Source organism: Bradyrhizobium sp. ORS 375, from assembly GCF_000239775.1.
Taxonomy (GTDB): Bacteria; Pseudomonadota; Alphaproteobacteria; order Rhizobiales; family Xanthobacteraceae; genus Bradyrhizobium.
This window is the reverse complement of the sequence record NZ_CAFI01000085.1, coordinates 1-20,254: the sequence shown is the minus strand read 5'-3', so window position 1 is coordinate 20,254 and position 20,254 is coordinate 1. Positions and strand designations below refer to the sequence as shown.

Sequence of the window (20,254 nt, the reverse complement as noted above, 5' to 3'; positions counted from 1 at the left end):
TACTCCCGATATCTGACCGGGAGAGAAGCTGGGCGGAAAATGAACGTTCCTAATGCCGCGCGGCCATGCGGGGAGCAGCTAACACACGACAGGCATGCCACGCCTGAGACAGGCCGCGGACGCAATCAGCTCCTGACACAGCGGCTCGTAAAAAAGCCGGCCTCCGTCTTGCCCGATCGGCCCCAGCAATCCGGTTTCGCAGGACCGTTCGTTGACCCATCCGGGATAGTCTAGGACCGGATACAGGCAGAGCCCCTCGAGGTCGACGCCGTCATTGCGAGCGGCGAGCACCTCGCGCGCAACATAATAAAGCCAGGCCGCGCGGGCGCTGCCTTCCGCGCCCGTCTCGGAAATGAACATCGGCGTTCGGTAACGGGCATGGCACTCGCTGAGCAAATGGCGAAAGGCTCGATAACGACAATGGCCGAGCGGAATGGTCGCCCCATTCGTAAGCCATTGGTTGTCCGGATAATAATTGACGCCGAGAATATCGAGACAATCCGGCCTCCCCCCGAGCTCGGACGCCATACGGCCGGTCAGCATGTCCATCGCTTCGTATTGATAGCCCTTCAGGGTCTCGGCCAGCGCCTCGTCTCCATCACCCGCCGGGGCGATGTGCACCAACGGCTCAGCGTGCACGATGCGCGCCGCTGGATCGACAGCCCGAATGGCGTCGATCGCGGCGATGGAGGCACGGACGAGCTGCCGCTTAAGCCGGCCGCCTTCCCCGACGCAGAACGGATTCATCAGAGCGTTGTCGCCACCGGCCCAGGCAAAATATGAGATCTCATTGATTGGACAGAAGTAGCCGGCCCCACCACTCTCCTCTTTCACAAGACGCGCAGCAGCTGCCGCAAAGCGCGCAAACCGGGAGACGAACTCCGGCGCGAAGATATCGATATCATCCGGCCAGCCATAGTGCAGCAGGTCCCAGATCACCTGAACGCCAGCGCGTCGCGCGGCTCGCAAGGCCGCAATGGCTGTCGACCATTCATAACGGCCGGGAGCTTGCTCGATGAGATGCCATCGAAGCCCGTCGCGGAAGGTGTGCAGGCCGACCTGCTTCAAACGCCGGTAGTCGTCGAACGCGGATCGATCATGGCCGCTGGCCGCGATGAGGTCCAGACGCCTGCCGTCAGGGCGTCGATGGGTCGAGCACTCGAACCCACCGATGAAGAAACTATCGAAAAGCGCGGACTTGACGTAGGCCGTGCATTGCAGGTCGTCGCTCGCCACTAGACACGCTCGATCCGATCCGTTGCCACCCTCGGGTTCGCTCCAAGCGACGCGCCTCGCTGCCGCATGACTTGCACCATCTTCCCAAACGTGAAATCCCAGGACTTGTCCGACAGAAACTGATCCACGCGCTTCAGCCGATGCGCGTCGCCGCGCGTCTCAATGCTTCGCCGGACCTCATGTAAGAATGCCTCTGCCGTGTCGGCGATCGCCACCAGCCCCAGCTCACCATAAGGTCTGCGGACGTCGTTAATATCAGTCGAGACAACAGGCAGGCCACCGGCGAGGTATTCAGGCGTCTTGGTCGGGCTGATGAATCGCGTGCTCTCGTTGCGGGCGAACGGCATGATGCCGCAATCCCATCCGGCGAGGTAGAACGGCAGCTCACGATACTGCTTCGGGCCGAGCCAGTGCAGGTTCGGCAGATCGGGGAGCTCGGAGCGCTCGATCTTCGCAAGCGGACCGATCATCACGAACTGCACGTCGGGCGCCTGCGCGGCCATCGTCTGCAACAACGTCATGTCCATGCGCTCGTCGATCACGCCGAAGAAGCCGGCGCGGCGCGGCGGGATGCCAGCTTGATCTAACGGCTCCGAGTCGCCGCGGAGCTGCCGGGCCTGAGCGAAATGGGCCTTGTCGATGCTGCTCGGGCAACAATGCACGTGCGGATGGCGGTCCTGCTTGGCGTCGTAAAGGCTCTGGCCTCCGGTGAAGACGACGTCACAGCTTGCGAGGAGCTCGATCTCACGCTCGACCAGGCGTGGCGGAGCGAACCGGAACGCCGTCAGTTCGTCCATGCAGTCGTAGACGCAGAGGTCCGGGCGCAAATGGCTGGTGAACCCCAGCGCCATCGGCGTGTAGTACCAGAGGATCAGCTCCGGAAAGGACTTCGAGTCGATGAATTCGTTCAGCAGCTCGCGTTGCTGAGCTTCGATGACCTCGACATTGTCCGACGGCGGCAGATGCGGCACCAGCACCTGGACGCCCGGACCACCGTCGCTGGCTACGAGTGTGGGCTCTGTGGCATCGAAGATCGGCTCCTCGAAGACAAAGACGTCGACCAGGGCTGCGGCTCGTGACAGCAGGTGCTGTGGCCGTTGATAGACGAAATTCCACCTGAGGTGAGATAAGCAGATCAGTCCGCCGCGTTCCTCGCGGCTTGGGTCAAGGCTTATCGCAGGTGGCATGGTCGGTCCCTCACGGCTCGCAGATCAAGGCCGGGAATTGACACTCGTTCCTATGTCGGTTGCCGCAGTCCCGTCTGGTAACAAGTGTTAATCGCGGCCGGTGCTTGCTCCCGTCTTCCGAGGCGCTTCGATCGGAACGGCGCTTTGCGCGTCGATCAGCTTGCGGATGAAAGCGGTCTCTCTCTCGCGATAGGCACGGCCGTCGGACCGAAAGATGTCGTGAAACCACACCGGCGGCTCACGACCAACATAGGGGGTCTGCCAGGAATCCCACGGCAGATGTGTCTGCGTCATGCCGTTCGCAAATCCCCAATTGATCGCTCCGACATGATGACGGGCCGCGATCGGCAGGATGCCCTCGAACGTACTGCCGCGCGGACGTGCCATATACTCGGTGCACAGAATGGGTCGCTTGTCCTGTTCCAGGAAGAGGATCTGCCGCTCAAAACGATCCGGCTCGTCATAGCTGTGGAAGGAAATGATGTCGGAGTTCGAGAGCTGAATCCGCTCGATCTCGTCGGGCGGCCGCGCCCTCGACGGATCGCGCCACACCGCACTGGTCAGCGGCTGGATCGGGCGCGACATCCGCGCCCAGGCGAACGCCCGTGGAAGCAAGGAGCGCACTCTGTCGATCTTGTCAGCCGGCTCCCGCTGAAAGTAGCTGTCGCGATTGACGTTATCAGGCTCGTTCCAGATGTCCCAGGCGAGGATGCGCTTGTCGTTCCTGAAGGCGCCGACCACGCCTTCGACATAGGCCTGGAGCCGCGGCCATTGGCCTTCGTCTTGAAGCGCTGCCGAGCCTGGGCTTTGTACCCAGCGCGAGTTATGGACGCCCGGCACAGGCGGGGCCTGTTGTCCAAGCCGCGGATCAGGATCCCAGCAGGAATCGAACAGGACGAGGATGACGCGCAAATGGTGTTTATCCGCGATCGCGAGAGAGCGGTCGATCCGGCGCGTGAATGCCATGGCATCCTGCTGCCAGAGCAGGTCGTGCAGAAAGACGCGCAAGGTGTTGAAGCCGAGCCGCTCGGCCCACCCGAGTTCGAGCTCGATGCGCGCGGGATCGAAACTCTCCTCCTGCCACATCTCGAGCGTGTTGCTGGCGTCGGCAGGAATGTAGTTGGCCCCAACCATCCAGGGTTGACCCGCCGCCCAGTTCGTTGCGTCAGCGGCCGTCCACTGCTCTGCCCGACCTGTCGCTGGTATGACGATCAGGAGGAGACCGAGCAGGATGTTTCTCAGTGCGCTGCGCATCGCCCGGTTCTCCTGATCCACCCTCCGAGCGGCGATCGCTCAGCGTCGGGTCATCGCAAATGGTGGCGGCATGTGACGAATGGTGTCGTTGCTTCCAGAGCCCAGCAGCATCTCTCGATCAGGACCGCCGGACAGCTGTTCCGCCGCAGCCCCCGGCAAGGTCTGCGCCCGGAGCGCCGTCGTGACCAGCGCATCCAGCAGCATGGTGGCCGTGGGATCCGCCAGCGGATCGTCAAGGAACAGGCGGAAGCTCGAGACGAGCACGCGTCCCTTGCCGTAGCCGCGTTCCACCGCCAGCGCGACCGGCTTGTGGATCCAGCCGATCACCAGAGCGGCGTGAACCCGGGCCTGGAAATCGAGCAGGTTGCAGCCGCTGATGACGAGCTCGGGAATGACACGGTCGAAGGTCGCATCGATCAGCGGCCCTCCGGGCACATGTGCAAAGGCGCCGCGGCGCCGCAGCCAGGCGAAGGTCGAGACCCAGTCGCCGCGCCACAACGCGCCGCCCCGACTCTGCACCCGGACGTTCTGCCAATGCGGAAAGAACGGGTTGAGCGACATCTCATGATCGGCGAGTAGCAGCAGCGTGCCGCCAGCCCTGACATGAGCGGCGATGGCCTCGTCATGCGCGGTGGCGATGACAAGATCCGCCTCCGCCAATGCGTTGGCCAGCCTATAGCCCTGCGCCCGCAGCCGCTGGCGCAGCTCCTCCGACGGCGCCCAGACCATCGTGTCAGGCGCAGCATGGCGCAAGCTCCTGGGATGGACCGCGAGGTCGAGGCTGTTCGAAGCGATCAGCCTCTGGTCAGCAGCCCGCAGCTCGAATCCGACCCTGATGCTGCGGGCCGTTTCGACCGGCGGCAGCGTCAGCACGAGGGGCTCCAACTCCGTCACGGTGCCGCGTCCTGCGCGGCAGGCGGAAACGCTTTCTTGGCCGTCGACCGACCATGCAAGCGTGGCCCCCTCAATGGCCTCCACCCCGTTCGCGATCGAGACACCGATGGTTGGCTGCTCGTCATCCCAGTACGACAATCGCTGCCAGTCCGGCACGATTACGGTGTCGGCATTGATGCGCGCGAATACGTCGTGAAAGACCCGCGGATTCCGCAGCATGTCGAGCAGGCCATTGGACTCCCAATGGCAATCGGTGAACTCGGTGATCACGTAGCCGGCGATCTCCGGCCGGCGCCGCATCCGCTCGATCTCATATTTGAGCGAGTGATATTGCTGCCATTGCGCCGCTTGGACGAAGGCTCGCAACGAGCCGAACACGCGGTCGAGGCTCCAGTCGCGGAACCGGTTCTCGATGCCGTGAGCGTACATCACGCCCTCGCCCCAATCATGGCCCGTCTCGAACCACCACGGCTCCCGACCATCCGCACCTGTAAGCTGCGCAGGATCCGGAAGGCCCCAATTGCCGAACTCGGAACACACCAAGGGCTCCCTGCCCGTGCTCACCGCGTCGCCCTCAGGGCTGAACAACCAATCGGAGCGCGCCGCGAGACCGTCGACGAAGCGATCCCAGTCGGCCCGGCTGTCGGGATAAGCCGCGTAGAAATGGTAGTCGGCGATATCCGTCTGGATGTGGAAGCTCGGCGCCACCGGCGAGTTGTCGACCACGAGCCGGGACGGATCGTAGGATTTGAGCCAGGCATAGAGCTTGCGCAGCCACGCCCGGTGCTCGGCATCATGGACGAGGTCAACGCCCCAGTTCTCGTTAATGATCGTCCAGCAGACGATCGAGGGATGATTGCCGTCGCGGTCGACGATCCCTTTGAGCATCCGCTCCTTGCGCGCACGCGACCGCTCGGTCGAGAATCCGCCGTTCGGCAGCTCCGCCCAGATCAGCAGACCGACGCGGTCTGCTGCCTCGTAATAACGCGGATCGGGTGCCTTGATGTGACAACGCAGGCAGTTCAGCCCAAGCTCCCGCGCCTTGCGGAACTGGTCTTCCAGGAACTCCATCGAAGGCGGCGTGCAGATCGTGTCCGCGTAGTAATCCTGATCGAGCGCGCCACGCAGATAGAGTGGCTCGTCATTGAGATAGAACTGGCCGTCCCTGGTCTCGAATTTGCGAAAGCCGATGGTCTCCCCGGCCTCGTCGATCACCTCGCCGTCGCGCCGCAAGGTGAGCTGCACGCGATAGAGGTTGGGCTGCGCCGGAGACCATTTGAGCACGTCACGGACGACGGCTTGAGCGAGAATCTCACTTGCGCCCGCCGCCGCATCGACATGCGCGGTTCCCGCGACCTCTCCGGCCGGAGTCAGAATACGCATCTCGAGCGACGAGGCAGCCGCGAGTGGCGCAGCCAGGCCGATCCTTGCAGTCACCAGGCCGGTATCGGGATCGCTCTGGATTCGCTGCTCTGCAAGGTGATCGGCAATGCGCTGCTCGAGACGCACGGGCTGCCAGATCCCGGAGAGCGGGCCATACCAGCTCTGCTTGCCGAACGGGATCTCAGCGAACGGGGCGTCCGCGAATTCATTGGGATCGTCCGTCGGGCTCTCGACGCGGACGACGATCTCGTTCTCGCCATCGTGCAGGTGCGCCGTAACATCGAACGAGAACGGCAGGAACCCGCCCTCGTGGTCGCCGACATGCTGGCCGTTGATCCATACCCGGGCAAAGTGGAACACGGCTCCGAACCTGAGAAATGCCTGGTCGCGGCGCCAGCCGGCATCGAGCGTGAACCGCCGCTGATAGATGCCGATGCCGGCGCGCATCCGCAGGTCGGGGAACTGCGCCTGCCACACGCCGGGAACGCTGATCTCGCGCACTTCAGCGGGCGTGATGCTGTCCTGAGGCACGTGTAGGAAAGACCACACGCCATCAAGTGATAGTTGTTTGTTGTTCACGATGTCATCTCCGGCGTCCGCGCCTTAAGCGCCGGAAAGTGGCGAAAATGCGCGCCGTTTCCAAGAATGTGACTCGCACCGCAAACAACCGGATGACGAGCTACACGGAACGAGTCGGAACTCGCTCCGCGGTTTGCTTTCGCTCCATCTGCTGATCGCTCACGCCTCGGCGGCTTCCACGTTGACGCGCTCCTTGGCGAGCAGCGACAGGATCGCGTCCGTCTTGCGCTCCTCCTCCAACGTCTGGCCGAGCAGCGGGACGGCCTCGGTGAGACCGAGTTCCTCGGCCCAGCTCTTCAGCGTGCCATAGCGCGTGATCTCGTAGTGCTCGACCGCCTGCTGGGCGGCGATCAACCCCGCGTCGAGCGCCTCGCTGCCCTTGAACTCCTGGAGGATCTCGTCGGCCTCATCGAGCATGCTCTGCATCGCCTCGCAGGGCTTGCCGCGCGCCGGCTTGCCTAGCAGCTCGAAAATCTGCTGCAACCGTTCGATCTGTCCCTCGGTCTCCGCACGATGCGCGTCCAACGCGGCCGCGAGCCTCTCAGATTCGGCGGCGCGTTCCATCTTGCCGAGCGCGCGCAGCACCTGCTTCTCCGCTGAATAGGTATCCTGCATCAGAATGAGAAAGAGGTCTTCGAGTGTCTTTTCGGTCTGCGCCATGGCTGTTCTCCTCGATACGATTTGGCAGCAACCTCGCTGCGGCGAGCGAGGTTCCTGTTGGTGCCGAGCAGCCGGTTTGTTGGCTTAGGAACTTGCGAAAATTCCGGGACGTTAGGCCTCGGGTGAATTGGCGTTCGTGGCGACGTCGTCATCCGCAACGGCGCGCCCCGGCAGGTCCGGCGCGAGCAAACAACGATGGTTTCGCCTCACCTCAGGTCCGAACGAGCGCAATGCCAGATCTCGAAATGTGGGGTGGAATAGAATGTACGGTCGTTCGCCTTCGAGATCGGTTCAGGAACCAGGTCGCGGAAACCGGCCATTGCGATCGTCTCGACGATCTCGACCGGATCGCCGCGCTGGGCATACGCACGCTGCGCTATCCGATTCTGTGGGAGACGATCGCGCCCGATGATCCCGACAGCTGTGACTGGCGCTGGCACGATGCACGGCTCGCCCGGCTCAAGACACTCGGGATCCGCGTCATCGCGGGATTGCTCCATCACGGCAGCGGGCCGCGTTACACCGATCTGCTCGATCCCGCCTTTCCGCATCTGCTCGCGATCCACGCGGCGCGCGTCGCCCAACGCTACCCCTGGATCGAACTGTTCACGCCGGTCAATGAGCCGCTGACGACCGCGCGCCTGAGCTGCCTGTATGGCCATTGGTATCCGCACGCAAGCGATGAGCACAGCTTCCTGCGCGCGCTGCTCAATCAATGCGGAGCGACCATCCTCGCGATGCAAGCCATCCGCGACATCACGCCCTCGGCGCAACTCGTCCAGACTGAGGACGTCGGCAAGGTCTTCAGCACGCCGCGGCTCCGCTACCAGGCAGACTTCGAGAATGCGCGGCGCTGGCTGAGCCTCGACCTGTTGTGCGGTGAGGTCGATCCTCATCACACGCTTTACGACTTCATGCGCGACAACGGCATCGACGCAGCCGTGCTGGAGCGCCTGGAAGATAACCCGTGCCCGCCTGACATCATCGGAGCGAATCACTACCTCACCAGCGAGCGCTATCTCCACCCACGCACGGACGCATTTCCGGCCGAGTTTTCCGGCGGCAACGGCCGCGACCGCTATGCCGATGTCGAGGCGGTGCGCATGCCGCTGCCGGCCGTCCAGCTGGGGCCGGCCGCGCGCCTCGCCGAACTCTGGGCTCGATATCGGCGTCCGATCGCCATCACCGAGGTGCATCATGGCTGCACCCGCGAGGAGCAGCTGCGCTGGCTGATCGAGGTCTGGAATGCCGCAGCCGAGATCCGACGCCGTGGCGCCGACATCCGGGCGGTAACGGTCTGGTCGATGCTGGGCGCGGTCGACTGGAATTCCTTGCTGATCCGCGACGATGGTTGTTACGAGCCCGGAGCGTTCGATGCGCGCAGCGAACCGCCGCGCCTCACCGCACTCGGCCGCGCGGTGGAGAGTCTGGCGCGCGAGGGACGCTTCGAGCATCCGGTCGTGGTGAACTCGCCTGGCTGGTGGCACCGCCCCGAACGACTCTATCATCCGCCGACACGTCGACGCATGGCGCCGCCGACGGCTGTCCGTCGGCCGCTCCTTGTTGTCAGCAATGACGCCGAATGGTGGCGGGTCTGTCGCAACGCGGCTGACGTGCGCGGACTGGCCATGGCGGCGGTCAATTGGAGCGACCCCGATGCCGAAGCACCGGACCGCCTTCGCTCTGTGTTGAAGGCGCTGCAGCCGTGGGCGGTGGTCGCCACGCGAGCCGGCTTGGAGCAGGCAGCTAGCGACGTCCGCCTGCATGAGCTTGCGCTCGCCTGCGACGCGCTCAGCATTCAATTGCTGATCTACGATAGCAACGGCACGCGGGACGACTCCGGTGACGGACAGCAAAGACAGAGCACGTATCCAGGCGACGGCGGAACGGCTGCCCGCCCAAGCCAGGCATGGACTGACCCCACGCTGGTGGTCTGCGCAGGTCGCAAGTATTTCGATGATGCCCTCGACCTCCTGATCGACGGGGAACATGGGTTCTGGTGTCCGACCTCGCGAGGGTTACAGCGGCGAGACGAGGCGGCTGCGAAGGACGACGGCCGAAACCTCGCAGCCGGATAGGAGCCAACGGAGGCTCCCCGGGTTGGCCTCGATTGAACTGCAGGATCGATCATGACCTTCTCCGCTCTCGACGCGTCAACACGGACCATCCTCGTGACGGGGGGCGCCGGCTATATCGGCTCGCATGCCTGTGTCGCCCTGCTCTCGGCCGGCCACGACATCGTCGTGTTCGACAACTTCTCGAACAGCAGCCCGCGCGCGCTGGAGCGGGTGGCCGAGATCACCGGCCGAACATTTGCCGTGGCCGAAGGCGACATCCGCGACCAGGCTGCGCTCGAACGAACGATCCGGGCCTGCGGTTGCGATGCCGTGATGCACTTTGCCGGCCTGAAATCCGTGCCGGAGTCGGTCCGGCGGCCGCTCGACTATTATGATCAGAACGTGATCGGCACGCAGCGGCTGCTCGCCGCCATGGTGAATACCGGCGTCAGCCGCATCGTCTTCAGTTCATCCGCGACGGTCTACGGGCAGCCGCAATTCCTGCCCTATACGGAGGATCACCCGCTGGCGCCGGTGAATCCTTATGGACGCACCAAACTGATGATCGAGGACATGCTGCGTGATCAGTGCGCGAGCGATCCGGCGTGGAGCGCCGCCCTTCTGCGTTACTTCAATCCGGTCGGGGCCCATGAGAGCGGACTGATCGGCGAGGACCCGCACGGCGTTCCGAACAACCTGCTGCCCTTCGTGGCGCAGGTCGCGATCGGGCGCCGCGATCATCTCAAAGTGTTCGGCAAAGACTACGACACGCCGGACGGCACGGGAATCCGTGACTACGTCCACGTCATGGATCTGGCGGAAGGCCATGTCGCCGCGCTCGACCGGCTGGACCGCCCGGGATGCATCGCCCTCAATCTCGGCACAGGCCTCGGCCACAGTGTTCTCGACGTCATTCGAGCCTTCGAGCTGGCGAGCGGCAAGCCGCTTCCCTTCAAATTCGTGGAGCGCCGTCCCGGCGACCTCGACAGCTATTATGCGGCAACGGACGCGGCCCGAACGCTCCTCGGATGGTCAGCCTCGCGTTCACTTGCAGCGATGTGCGCCGATCACTGGCGCTGGCAGTCGCTCAATCCGGATGGCTACACTGAGCAACATCAGAGGCACGAGGGCGTCGAACATGTATCGCTCTCACCTGTGATGTCCAGCGAGCCAGCGCTTCTCGATTCAACTGCCTCACCCGTTTCTGTCTCGCAGGGCGGATGAGCTTCTCCTTGTCGCGTCGCTCTCCTGCGCCAGCTGCATCCTCCTACGGTGCACGCCTGGAGCTTCGCGGCGAGGCTCTCCTGGCTCTCGGCGCTTCGCACTGTCTACGGATGAACTCTTCGGCCCATTCGAGACATCTTGTTGCATTCGGAAGGTCATCCACCTCCAATTCCGGGGCACTTTCCTGGCGATTGCCGTCTGGGCCGATCTTCGACAAGCGGATCTTATAGGAGTGATGGCTCGCCCATACCGTCGCGATGACGCCGTCAAGCTCATAGGTCTCGACAGGCTCGTCGTTCGCAAGACTAGCGTTGGTCGGCCTCTTGCGTCGACGCCCTCGTGAGGTGAGGCCCAACAGATTTCCGCGCATCGGGTAGCCTTATCATCAGACGCTTGCCCGAACAGCGGGTTCTTTCGGTAAGCGAGCTCGAGCGAGATACAGTCTCAGCTTGTCCAGAGGGCCGGGGCGGTCGTGACGAGATCGGCGCCGTTTCGATCCGTGTCGATATAGGCCGGCGACCGCGGCCGCCCGCGATCGACAGCGAGCGGAACGGCTTTTCGTCGCGGTCCGCTGGGAGCCCCGTCAGCTGTATATTGTCGCCACTCAAATGCAGCCCTTTGGTGCTCGACGGTCCACCGCAGGATCGCCGGATCTCGGTCAAGGAGGTAGTGCCAGCCCTCGACGAGGCGTACCAACAACTCGTCCGGTGAGGGTGTGATTTCCGTCAGGGCCTCATCGATCCCCGAGAAGGTCGTCATGACCTGACGGCAATCGTACTGGTCGAGCAGCCGGTCGGATTCCGCCATCACACGTCTCCCGAGATCGGAATCTCTGAAGCTGCCCACCGGTCTCGTATGCAGGACAGACACGCCGTCTAGGATGCCGAGGCCTTCGTATCCCAAGAGCTTCGGCCAAACCGAGTCCAGGCCCCACCCCCATCCGGTGGTCGTAAGATCCAGCGTGGGCAACAATCGCTCCAGGGTTTCCCGGCGGAAGCACGGGACCATGATCTCGACAAAGCCGACACGCCTTGCGAAGAAGCTCTGATTGGTCATCGTGATGTAGTGCGCGTAGTAGGAGTTCTCCTGAAGCGCCGGCGCATACAGGTCGAAGTCCAACGCGGCGCCAAACCTGAAGAGCGCATCGATATCGTCCTGGCTGGTGAAGATGTCGTCATCCGGCAGCCAGATGTAGTCGTAGTCTCTCCAGCCGTTCCAGGAATTCAGCAACGTCCTCAGCCCAGCCCATTTTGGTCCGGGCAATACTCCACCAATGGTGCACTCGACGTCGGCTGCGTGCTCTATCTCCTGAAATGGGCAGAGGTACAGATCCCAACTGCGCTCCTTGGCCCGCTCGAGCCAGAACGGATGCAGGGATCTCCTGCCAACGCGCGCGATCACGAGATGGGGTCTCACCAGCCGTCTCCTTCAATGTTGCCCATCGAATGCAGAATGCCGGTGGCACTCCATGGTTGCTGTTTTCCTGCAAACAAATCGCGTGCGGCAAATTAGAAACGGGCGGTGACGAAGGGCATTGCCGATTCGCGTTCTCGTGGATCGGATCATGACCAAGGCCTTTCATCGAAGCATCTTCACAGCGCGGCTGGGCGATCTTCCCCGGCCGATACCGCGCCTGAATCTGTCGAGTGCACGGCCTCATACCCCACAGGTTCGCTGGCCGTCATATGATCCAACGAGGCTGCAGCCCGGCATTCTACATTTCGGCTGCGGTGCCTTTCACCGCGCGCACCAGAACGTCTTCACCCAACGGGCCATCGAGCTGGAAGGTGCATCGGCGAGCCGGTGGGGTGTGGTCGGGGTGAGCTTTCGCAGCCGAAAGGTTCGGCAGGCCCTCGCCCCCCAGGATCTGCTCTATACGGTGATGGAACGCGCTGATGACAGCTCCCGAGCAGACGTGGTGGGCGTCCTGAGGGGCCTGCTGTTCGCGGGAGATCAGCGCGCTCGCATCATCGCCATGCTTTCAGATCCGCAGATCCGAATCGTCACCTTGACGGTGACGCCCTCGGGATATGCGTCGGAGAATGCAGCGTCGACCGACCCGGTCGGGCTCATCGTCGACGGGCTCGCAACGGTGCGGGATCAGAGATCAGCACCTCCCGTGCTGATCTCCTGCGATAACATCCCACATAACGGGCGCCGCTTGCGCGATGCGCTCATCCAGCGCGCAGACCAACGAAGCGCAGCGCTAGGCGACTGGATCAGCCGTAACGTTCAATGCCCATCGTCTGTCGTGGATCGGATCGTTCCTGTCCCGACATCCGCGGATTCCGCCGCCGCCAGTGGACTACTTGGTTTGCAGGATCTGGCCGCAGTGGCGACGGAGCCATTTCGCCAATGGGTGATCGAGGATTTCGACGGCCCGCGGCCACAATGGGAGCAGGCCGGCGCCCTGTTCGTCCCGGATGTCACGCCGTGGGAGCTTTCGAAGCTGAACCTGCTCAACGGCACGCACATGGCGATTGCTTTCCTGGGCATGCTGGCCGGGCTGGAGACGGTCTCCGACGTTATCCTCGATCCGCTCTTCCGTCGCTATGCAGCGCGGCTGATGCGCGACGAGCAGATCCCCACCATCCCCAAGAGCGATCACGATCTGGCGTCCTATAGCGATCTATTGCTGCGGCGCTGGCGGAACCGGAAGATCGTCCATCAGCTCGGGCGCATCGCAAGGAATGGCTCTGAGAAGCTGCAAGCGCGACTCCTCGCGTCATTGGCGTCCAACATCGCGACAGGAAGACCCGCACCGTGCACGATGCTCGCCATCGCAGCCTGGGCTTGTTGTACCGCGGGGATATTGCGGTTCTCAGGTACATTCGTCGACGAGGCCGCTCCGGGATTACAACGGCTATCAGTGACGTCCGGAGGCGAAACGTCGGCTTTCGTGCAGATGCTCTTGAGCAGAGAGGATATCTTCGGCCGGGAGCTGCCAGGGAATCCGAGGTTCGGGCAGGAGCTGGCTCGTGCCATCGACAGCTTAAAGCGCTTCGGCGCCCGGGGCGCCGTGTCAAAGATCGTCTGTGATGCAGAGGTGCACCCGTGAACCTGTCCGATATACGCGCCGTGGTCTTCGACATGGACGGGCTGCTGGTCGACAGCGAGCGTCTCGCTCGCGCCGCGCTGATCGAGACCGCCGGCCGCTTCGGGATCACGGCAGATCTCGACCTCTTCACGCGCATGATCGGCCTTCCCGAGGACAGCTCACTGGCCCTGCTCCGGCATCGGTTTGGTCTGGATTTCGATGCGGAAGACTTCATACGGAAGGCAGCCACGGCATGCCATGCGATGGTTGACTGCGGCCACTTGGAGCTGAAATCCGGAGCAACTGAGCTCATGGAATTTCTCGAGCATTCGGGATTGCCTAAGGCCGTTGCAACGTCATCATCACGCGAGAAGGCGATGCGCACGCTTTCCGCAGTCGACTTGGCCAGCAAGTTCGACGCGATCGTCACACGTACGGACGTCGCGCGCGGAAAGCCGCATCCGGACCTTTTCCTGCGTGCCGCATTCGAGCTCGATCAGCCCGTCGATCGATGCATCGCCTTGGAGGACTCCTATAACGGCGTTCGGGCCGCGCGCGCGGCCGGAATGAGAGTGATCATGGTTCCCGATCTCCTTATCGCGACAGCGGAGATGGACGACTTAGCCGAGTTGATCGCGCCTGATCTGCTCGCAGTTCTTGACGCGCTCATGAGAGTGCGAGTGGAGCTGGAGGATACAGCCGGTTCTTGACACCGTTCACTTTTCAGTCTGACAACGTCCTCCGGCTTCGAGCTGCCGGATCCCTCCGTCACACTCCGGCGCGCTGACGGCACGCCGCTCCTTCCGACCAGGCGGCTCCGCCAAGCCTGTGCCTTCGAGTGGCCGCAGCGGTTCATTAGCCGTGAAGCGGTTTTTAACGTGCCGCCAATGATCAGGTGCGACATCCAGCAAGTCGTTGCCGAGTGCCTCGACCACATTGATGTGCTGCAGCACGCGTCGACCTTCAGTTAGCCGAAAACCTGCAGCAGAATGTCTGCTCTAGGGCCGACGAAGGGCACGGTCGCATACGCTTCTCCCGCGCGGACAGCTTGCAGAATGTCGATCCGGTGCCGCGTCATTCGGTGACCATCGGACGAACGCGAACGGCGTGTTAGATCGAGGGTCCGTTGCGGTCCCCTTTGGCTTGACGTTTGCTGTGAAGCAATTGAGCTGCCCCGCATAGGAAATCGCAGTTTGGGCGTTCAGGGGCCTTCGACCGTCTGCTCAGGAGATGAGCCGCGCCCCGCGCTGGAACGTCAGATATTCCCAGAGCCAGTTCAGCGCTACCGTAATCCGGTTGCGCAGCCCGATCAGAAAATAGATGTGCACCACGCCCCAGAACGTCCATCCCAGAAGCCCGGTGAGCTTGAGGTGCTTGAGCGACACCACCGCGGACTTTCGCCCGATGGTCGCAAGATCGCCCTGGTGACGATAGACGAACGGCAAAGGCTTTCTGGCGCCTCCGACGATGTCACCGCAGATCAATTCCCCCACATAGCGGCCCATCTGCTTGGCCGCCGGCGCGAGGCCGGGCACCGGTTTGCCGCCACTGCTGGCTGCTGCGATATCGCCCACGGCGAAGATGTTGGTGTGCGGCGGCACGCGAAGATGATCGTCGACAACGATCCGCCCCGCTCGGTCGGACTTCGCACCGATCCAATCCGCGGCCGGCGTCGCGCGAACTCCAGCCGCCCATAGGAGAGAGCAGCATGCGATATGGCGTCTATTGGACAGGGTCACGCTGTCACGCGTGCATTCAGTGACCGCCGCATCGGTGATAACGTCAACATTCATTCGCCGCAGCGCCTTGCGCGTATAATCGGACAGCTCGTCGGCGAAATTCGACAGCAGCCGCTGGCCCGCCTCGATCAATACGACCTTGGCCGATTGCGGATCGATATGGCGGAAATCGCCGGCTAGAACGTTCTGCGCGATATCGGCAATCGATCCGGCCATCTCGACCCCGGTCGGCCCCCCGCCCACGATGACGAACGTCATCAGCTTCTGCCTGAGCGCCACGTCATCTGTCCGCTCTGCGCGCTCGAAACATGTCAGAATCTGCGCCCGGATGCGCGTTGCGTCCTCAATCGTCTTCAAACCCGGCGCAAAGCGTGCCCATTCCGGATGATTGAAGTAGGAGGTGGTCACGCCGGTCGCGAGGACCAGATAATCGAACGGAAGGTCCGGGCCATCTGTTGTTACCACGACGCGCCGAGCGATATCGACACCATTGACCTCCGCCATGATCACCGTCGCATTTGCCTGATCGGACAGGATGGCGCGAATCGGCCAGGCCACGTCCGCCGGCGACAGCGCCGCCGTCGCGACCTGGTACAGCAAGGGCTGGAAACAATGATGGTTCTTGCGGTCCACCAACGTAACCGAGACCTCGGCACGCGCCAGCGCCCGGACGGCCTCAAGGCCGGCAAAGCCGGCTCCTATCACGACGACGGAAGGCTTGGTTGCTGGGATCATGTCCGGATTGAAGGATGCCTGGAGCCAACTTAGCGCGCACGGACGGACTTGCTTGACGCGCCGTCCAGTCTCGTCAAGACGGGCTCCTCCTCGACGTTCCTAAAACCAGCCTGATATCACTGCCCGGCAGCACGCCTACCGCGAGGCGGATCGAGATCTGCTGCGGGATCATGCGGAGCAAGTAGGAACGAAGAATTCTCCCGCCGGTCAATATCCGACAGCTCAACAGGAGATTTCTAGTATGGAACGCAGATCGTTTCTTCTCGCACTCGGCGCGCTCAGCCTCGGAGCCGGGGTCGCTCAAGCGCGGCCGCGCATGGCCGCGGACTTCCGCACCGCAGATCTCGCCGGCGGCGCCTTCGCGATGACCACAAGCCAGCTTGCGCTGACACGCACCGGTAATCCCGATATCATCAACTTCGCCAATGCAGAGATCGCCGAGCAGATGCAGGTGGCAGCTGCGCTCGGCGCGGCCCCCGGATCGGCTCCAATGCGGACCGACCACGCTGTTCTGCTGCGGCAGCTCGAAGCCGTGCCGAGCGGAGGCGGCTTCGACCGCATGTATGTGCAGGGACAGATCAGGGGTCATCGCGAGCTGCTCGCGTTGAACAGCGATTATCTGCGCAGTGGCAGCGATCCACAGGAGCAGAGCGTCGCGCAGATGTCGCTGCCGATCATCCAGCGCCACCTGGCAATCCTGAACGGATTGCGTGAATTGGCTTAGTCCCGAGCCAACCGTTGGAGCCAGACATGGCAAGGCGAGCAAGGAGCCCTGCGGTCAAGGGCTCCAAAGGCAAGTGAGCTGCTTGCGAGCGGGCGGAGAACCCGTCTCAGGTGCGGGGCGCGCGCTCCGCCAACTTTGTGAGCGCCCGTCAGGTTCGGCGCTACATCTTGCGAGCCACCAGCTTCATGCGCAGCTCTGAAATCGCTTCGCCCGGATTGAGCCCCTTTGGGCACGCCTTGGCGCAATTGAGAATGGTGTGGCAACGATAGAGCCGGAAGGGATCTTCCAGAATGTCGAGCCGCTCGCCGGTGGCCTCGTCGCGGCTGTCGTTGATCCAGCGAGCCGCCTGAATGAGGGCCGCGGGTCCGAGAAAGCGCTCTGAATTCCACCAATAGCTAGGACATGAGGTCGAGCAGCAGGCGCAAAGGATGCATTCGTAAAGGCCGTTGAGCTTTTCGCGGTCTTCCTCGCTCTGCCGCCATTCCTTCTGCGGCGTTGGCGTCTTCGTCTGCAGCCAAGGCTCGATGACCGAGAGCTGCGCGTAGAAGTTGGTGAGATCCGGCACCAGATCTTTCACGACGGGCTGATGCGGCAGCGGAAGCAGCTGAACCGGCCCGTCATGGTCGCTCATGGACTTGGTGCAAGCGAGCGTGTTCTGGCCATTGATGTTCATCGAGCACGAGCCGCAGATGCCTTCGCGGCAGGAGCGGCGGAAAGCCAACGTGGAATCGATGTTGTTCTTGATCCAGATCAGTCCGTCGAGAACCATCGGCCCGCAATCGGACGTGTCGACGTGATAGCTGTCCATCTGTGGATTGCCGCCGACATCGGGATTCCAGCGATAGATGCGAAACTCGCGCAACGTGACGCTTTTCGGCTTCGGCCAGGACTTGCCTTCACGCAGGGCGGAGTTCTTCGGTAGTCTGAATTCGGCCATCACAGGTCCTTTCGACCTTGCGGGTCGTCCCGCGGGTCCTCGTCAGAAACATCGCAGTTGCAGCCAATCCTCCACGCTGAGCCCGAACAGGAGCGGCCGCCAGACCGGCGCCGTTGCGGCGACACTCAGCAGGCCAAAAGCGACATACGCCGCCCATGGCGGGATGCCTTCAAACCGCACGGTCGCGGAGCGGTGCATGTGCCGCCTCCCGGATGCCGACGCGTGTGATCACCCAACCCGCGGCAAGCATCGCCGCTCCCCAGATCAAGAAGCCCATGTCCCACGCGCCGCGTTGCGCGGCGGGAGCGACCTCGTTGACGTGGTGAAGTCCGAGCCATTCGTGATCGACGAGACCTTCGATCAGATTGAACAGGCCCCAGCCGAGCAGCAGCGTGCCAACCAGTTGCCGGTTAGACCAGCGCAAATGGCGCCCATGGGCCGACCTCCAGAGCACGTAGAGTCCGGCCACGACGAACAGATACGTTCCCGCGTGGAAGATTCCGTCCCAGGTCGTATTCAGCTGCAGGTTCTCGATGGTCGTCGGCGGGTACCAGCTGCTCACCATGTGATGCCATTGCAGCAGCTGATGCAGCACGATGCCATCGAAGAAGCCGCCGAGCCCGAGGCCGAACAGGATCCCCGCTGCGATCGGAAAACCGGGTCTTGGGGTGTGATCGACCATTCCGTTGGCGTCCTCGAACAACGGCGAAGCTCACGCGCGTCCGCTACCAACAGGCGCGCTCGCACGGCGTTCCTACACCGACGAGCGCTGCTACGTCACACGACGAGATATTAAAGCCGGATGCGCGCGTCAGTAGGGACCTCCCCGCTCGCTGATCAGCCCGGGCCAAGCCGCCGCACCGGCGACGGACTAGCCAACGTCCTTATTATCGTGGGTTAATGATCTTGGGGACGCCTTTCGAAATCATCAGCCCAGACGGCTGCTGGTTGGTGCCAGACTATCGTGCGCGTATACTGCCCAGCAAAGGGAGCGTCGCTCGAAGCGCGGCCCGCCAGCTGAGCCGGAAGCGGAGCCGATTTGCTCAGGCCCAGAACTAAGCCATTGGCGTCGAGTTGAGCGTTCAACTCGATTGGAGTTCCTGGTTCATACTCGAACGGCTTCCGTCGGCTAAGGCCCTCTTGCCTGTAGTCCCAATTTGAAACAGACTTGCCCAAGTTATCTGGGGACAGCAGGTGCCCGCACACACCTCATTTAAGACGCGTTTGTCGAGCCGGGACGATGAACCTTGAAGACTTGTATCGACTTCTCCGAACCAGCCATGTTCAGGCGCAGGGCATTGTCGATACGATTGACGAGCCGCTTCTTGTCCTAGACGAAAGCGCGGTTGTGATTGAGGCCAATCGCGCCTTCTTCGTCACTTTTCTGGCCGAGCGGGACGATACGATCGGCGTCCCTCTCGATCGCCTCGGCAATGGCCAGTGGAATATTCCCGACCTCAAGCGGTTGATCTCGGAGGTCATTCCTAGATCGGCTGCAGTGATCGACTATGAGGTCTCCCACGACTTCCCGGCTATTGGCCTTCGTACCTTCCTGATCACAGCGAGGCGCCTGTCCAAGCCTGACAATAATAGCACGCACCTCGTCATTGTTTTCACGGACGTAACCGAGAGACGAGCCAAAGAGCGTGAGAGCTCGCTTCTGAATTCAGAGCTCCGCCACCGCCTCGTCAATCTCCTGGGAGTCGTTCAGGCCATCGCCAACCAGATCGAGACGAAAGACAGATCGGCTGAAGATTACAAGGCAACGTTCCTGGCGCGCTTTCAATCCCTGGCCAAGGCTCAGTCCATCATGGCTGCCGGCAGCTCATCAATCGATTTGGCTGGTCTGGTGCCGCAGGTGTTGTCATCCTTGAAAGACGAGCAGCTGGTCTTTTTGGGAGGACCGCCCTTTTCAGTGCCGTATAATCAGGTGGTGCCGGTTGCGATGATCTTGAGCGAACTCGCGACCAACAGCTTCAAGTATGGGGCACTCGCGCAACGCCGTGGCACTGTCGAGGTGAGCTGGCGGATCAGTTCAGACAGTTCCAATCGCCCCTGTCTTTGCTTCGTATGGCGAGAAAGGTGCCCTGAGCCTATCGCTTCACCCACCCGGACGGGGACTGGAACGCTGATCATCGCTGAGATGACTAAGTTCAGCTTGCACGGCGAGGCCGAACTGAACTTTCAGCAGGACGGCCTGCGAGCAACGCTGCTCATCCCACTCGCGATGCCTCTTGAAGCAGGTTGAAGAGCTTGAGGGTAACTATCGCGCGCAGGGCAGTTGCTCGCTGCGAAAGGACAGTTGTTCGCGGCAGACGGGGACGAGGGCTCTTGAGGCCCTCACCTGCGAGGTGACAGCCTGACCGCTCCACGCCTGCTGGAACTCCCCGGATTCAGGGCGTTGGTTCACTCAAGTATCGGCATAGAGTCCAAAATGGAGCGGCAATTGGCGGGCTGGCCGGCGGGAGACGGCGAAATGGCGGAGCGAATCCGCGCCCATCATTGGGCGATGACGCCGCTCGGCCCGATCGACGATTGGCCGCAAAGCCTGCGGACAGCACTGGACATGATCCTTGCGATGCCCAGCCCCGCGAGCATCCTCTGGGGG

Annotated in this window: 17 protein-coding genes; 6 read left to right on the top strand and 11 right to left on the bottom strand. The window is 62.6% G+C overall.

Going from position 1 to position 20,254, the window contains the following annotated elements; genetic code table 11:
• Positions 1-78: 78 nt before the first annotated feature.
• The 5 genes from BRAO375_RS07440 to BRAO375_RS07420 form a co-directional block, all read right to left on the bottom strand.
• Positions 79-1,236 carry a glycoside hydrolase family 1 protein gene (locus tag BRAO375_RS07440; protein ID WP_009026853.1) on the bottom strand — a complete coding sequence of 386 codons (1,158 nt, stop codon included), beginning with the start codon at positions 1,234-1,236 and terminating at the stop codon, positions 79-81.
• On the bottom strand, positions 1,236-2,423 hold the full coding sequence (locus BRAO375_RS07435; RefSeq protein WP_009026852.1) for a glycosyltransferase: 1,188 nt from the start codon (positions 2,421-2,423) through the stop codon (positions 1,236-1,238). The genes BRAO375_RS07440 and BRAO375_RS07435 overlap by 1 nt, the downstream gene beginning before the upstream one ends.
• A gap of 87 nt (positions 2,424-2,510) precedes the next feature.
• On the bottom strand, positions 2,511-3,677 hold the full coding sequence (locus tag BRAO375_RS07430; protein WP_009026851.1) for a glycoside hydrolase 5 family protein: 1,167 nt from the start codon (positions 3,675-3,677) through the stop codon (positions 2,511-2,513).
• A 39-nt stretch (positions 3,678-3,716) separates the two neighbouring features.
• A complete protein-coding gene (locus BRAO375_RS07425; RefSeq protein ID WP_139031332.1) occupies positions 3,717-6,533 on the bottom strand; it encodes a glycoside hydrolase family 2 protein in 2,817 nt (938 codons plus the stop codon).
• 159 nt (positions 6,534-6,692) lie between these two features.
• Complete coding sequence (locus BRAO375_RS07420) at positions 6,693-7,193, bottom strand: YciE/YciF ferroxidase family protein (RefSeq protein WP_009026849.1); 501 nt, start codon at positions 7,191-7,193, stop codon at positions 6,693-6,695.
• Between BRAO375_RS07420 and BRAO375_RS07415 the strand changes: the two genes are divergently transcribed.
• Positions 7,172-9,271 carry a glycoside hydrolase family 1 protein gene (locus BRAO375_RS07415; protein WP_175345304.1) on the top strand — a complete coding sequence of 700 codons (2,100 nt, stop codon included), beginning with the start codon at positions 7,172-7,174 and terminating at the stop codon, positions 9,269-9,271. The two genes, BRAO375_RS07420 and BRAO375_RS07415, sit on opposite strands and share 22 nt — an antisense overlap.
• A 51-nt stretch (positions 9,272-9,322) precedes the next feature.
• The gene (gene galE, locus BRAO375_RS07410) at positions 9,323-10,474 is read left to right on the top strand and encodes a UDP-glucose 4-epimerase GalE (RefSeq protein ID WP_009026847.1); all 1,152 of its coding nucleotides are present in this window, start codon (positions 9,323-9,325) and stop codon (positions 10,472-10,474) included.
• A gap of 444 nt (positions 10,475-10,918) precedes the next feature.
• Here the strand turns inward: galE and BRAO375_RS35655 are convergent, their stop codons facing one another.
• Positions 10,919-11,890 (bottom strand): hypothetical protein, encoded by a 972-nt coding sequence (locus BRAO375_RS35655; protein ID WP_009026845.1) that lies wholly within the window; start codon positions 11,888-11,890, stop codon positions 10,919-10,921.
• Positions 11,891-12,038: 148 nt separating this feature from the next.
• On the opposite strand from BRAO375_RS35655, the gene BRAO375_RS07400 reads away from it, so the two are divergent.
• Together BRAO375_RS07400 and BRAO375_RS07395 are read left to right on the top strand one after the other, a co-directional pair.
• Positions 12,039-13,532, top strand: coding sequence for a mannitol dehydrogenase family protein (locus tag BRAO375_RS07400; RefSeq protein ID WP_009026844.1), 1,494 nt, complete (start codon positions 12,039-12,041; stop codon positions 13,530-13,532).
• A complete protein-coding gene (locus BRAO375_RS07395) occupies positions 13,529-14,221 on the top strand; it encodes an HAD family hydrolase (RefSeq protein ID WP_009026843.1) in 693 nt (230 codons plus the stop codon). Before BRAO375_RS07400 ends, BRAO375_RS07395 begins: the two co-directional genes overlap by 4 nt.
• A 6-nt stretch (positions 14,222-14,227) precedes the next feature.
• On the opposite strand, the gene BRAO375_RS37265 is transcribed toward BRAO375_RS07395, so the two are convergent.
• The 3 genes from BRAO375_RS37265 to BRAO375_RS07385 all read right to left on the bottom strand — a co-directional run bounded on the left by BRAO375_RS37265 (position 14,228) and on the right by BRAO375_RS07385 (position 15,985).
• A complete protein-coding gene (locus BRAO375_RS37265) occupies positions 14,228-14,464 on the bottom strand; it encodes a DUF2840 domain-containing protein (RefSeq protein ID WP_283806056.1) in 237 nt (78 codons plus the stop codon).
• A gap of 14 nt (positions 14,465-14,478) precedes the next feature.
• The gene (locus BRAO375_RS38825) at positions 14,479-14,589 is read right to left on the bottom strand and encodes a DUF2840 domain-containing protein (protein ID WP_283806055.1); all 111 of its coding nucleotides are present in this window, start codon (positions 14,587-14,589) and stop codon (positions 14,479-14,481) included.
• A 145-nt stretch (positions 14,590-14,734) separates the two neighbouring features.
• Positions 14,735-15,985, bottom strand: coding sequence for an NAD(P)/FAD-dependent oxidoreductase (locus tag BRAO375_RS07385; RefSeq protein ID WP_009026842.1), 1,251 nt, complete (start codon positions 15,983-15,985; stop codon positions 14,735-14,737).
• A gap of 241 nt (positions 15,986-16,226) precedes the next feature.
• Between BRAO375_RS07385 and BRAO375_RS07380 the strand changes: the two genes are divergently transcribed.
• Positions 16,227-16,709, top strand: coding sequence for a DUF4142 domain-containing protein (locus BRAO375_RS07380; protein ID WP_009026841.1), 483 nt, complete (start codon positions 16,227-16,229; stop codon positions 16,707-16,709).
• Positions 16,710-16,869: 160 nt separating this feature from the next.
• On the opposite strand, the gene BRAO375_RS07375 is transcribed toward BRAO375_RS07380, so the two are convergent.
• Positions 16,870-17,646 carry a succinate dehydrogenase iron-sulfur subunit gene (locus BRAO375_RS07375; protein ID WP_009026840.1) on the bottom strand — a complete coding sequence of 259 codons (777 nt, stop codon included), beginning with the start codon at positions 17,644-17,646 and terminating at the stop codon, positions 16,870-16,872.
• 169 nt (positions 17,647-17,815) lie between these two features.
• On the bottom strand, positions 17,816-18,328 hold the full coding sequence (locus tag BRAO375_RS07370; RefSeq protein WP_009026839.1) for a DUF2243 domain-containing protein: 513 nt from the start codon (positions 18,326-18,328) through the stop codon (positions 17,816-17,818).
• Between the two features lie 558 nt (positions 18,329-18,886).
• Here BRAO375_RS07370 and BRAO375_RS07365 point away from each other — a divergent pair.
• Complete coding sequence (locus tag BRAO375_RS07365) at positions 18,887-19,894, top strand: HWE histidine kinase domain-containing protein (protein ID WP_009026837.1); 1,008 nt, start codon at positions 18,887-18,889, stop codon at positions 19,892-19,894.
• Positions 19,895-20,254 lie beyond the last annotated feature (360 nt).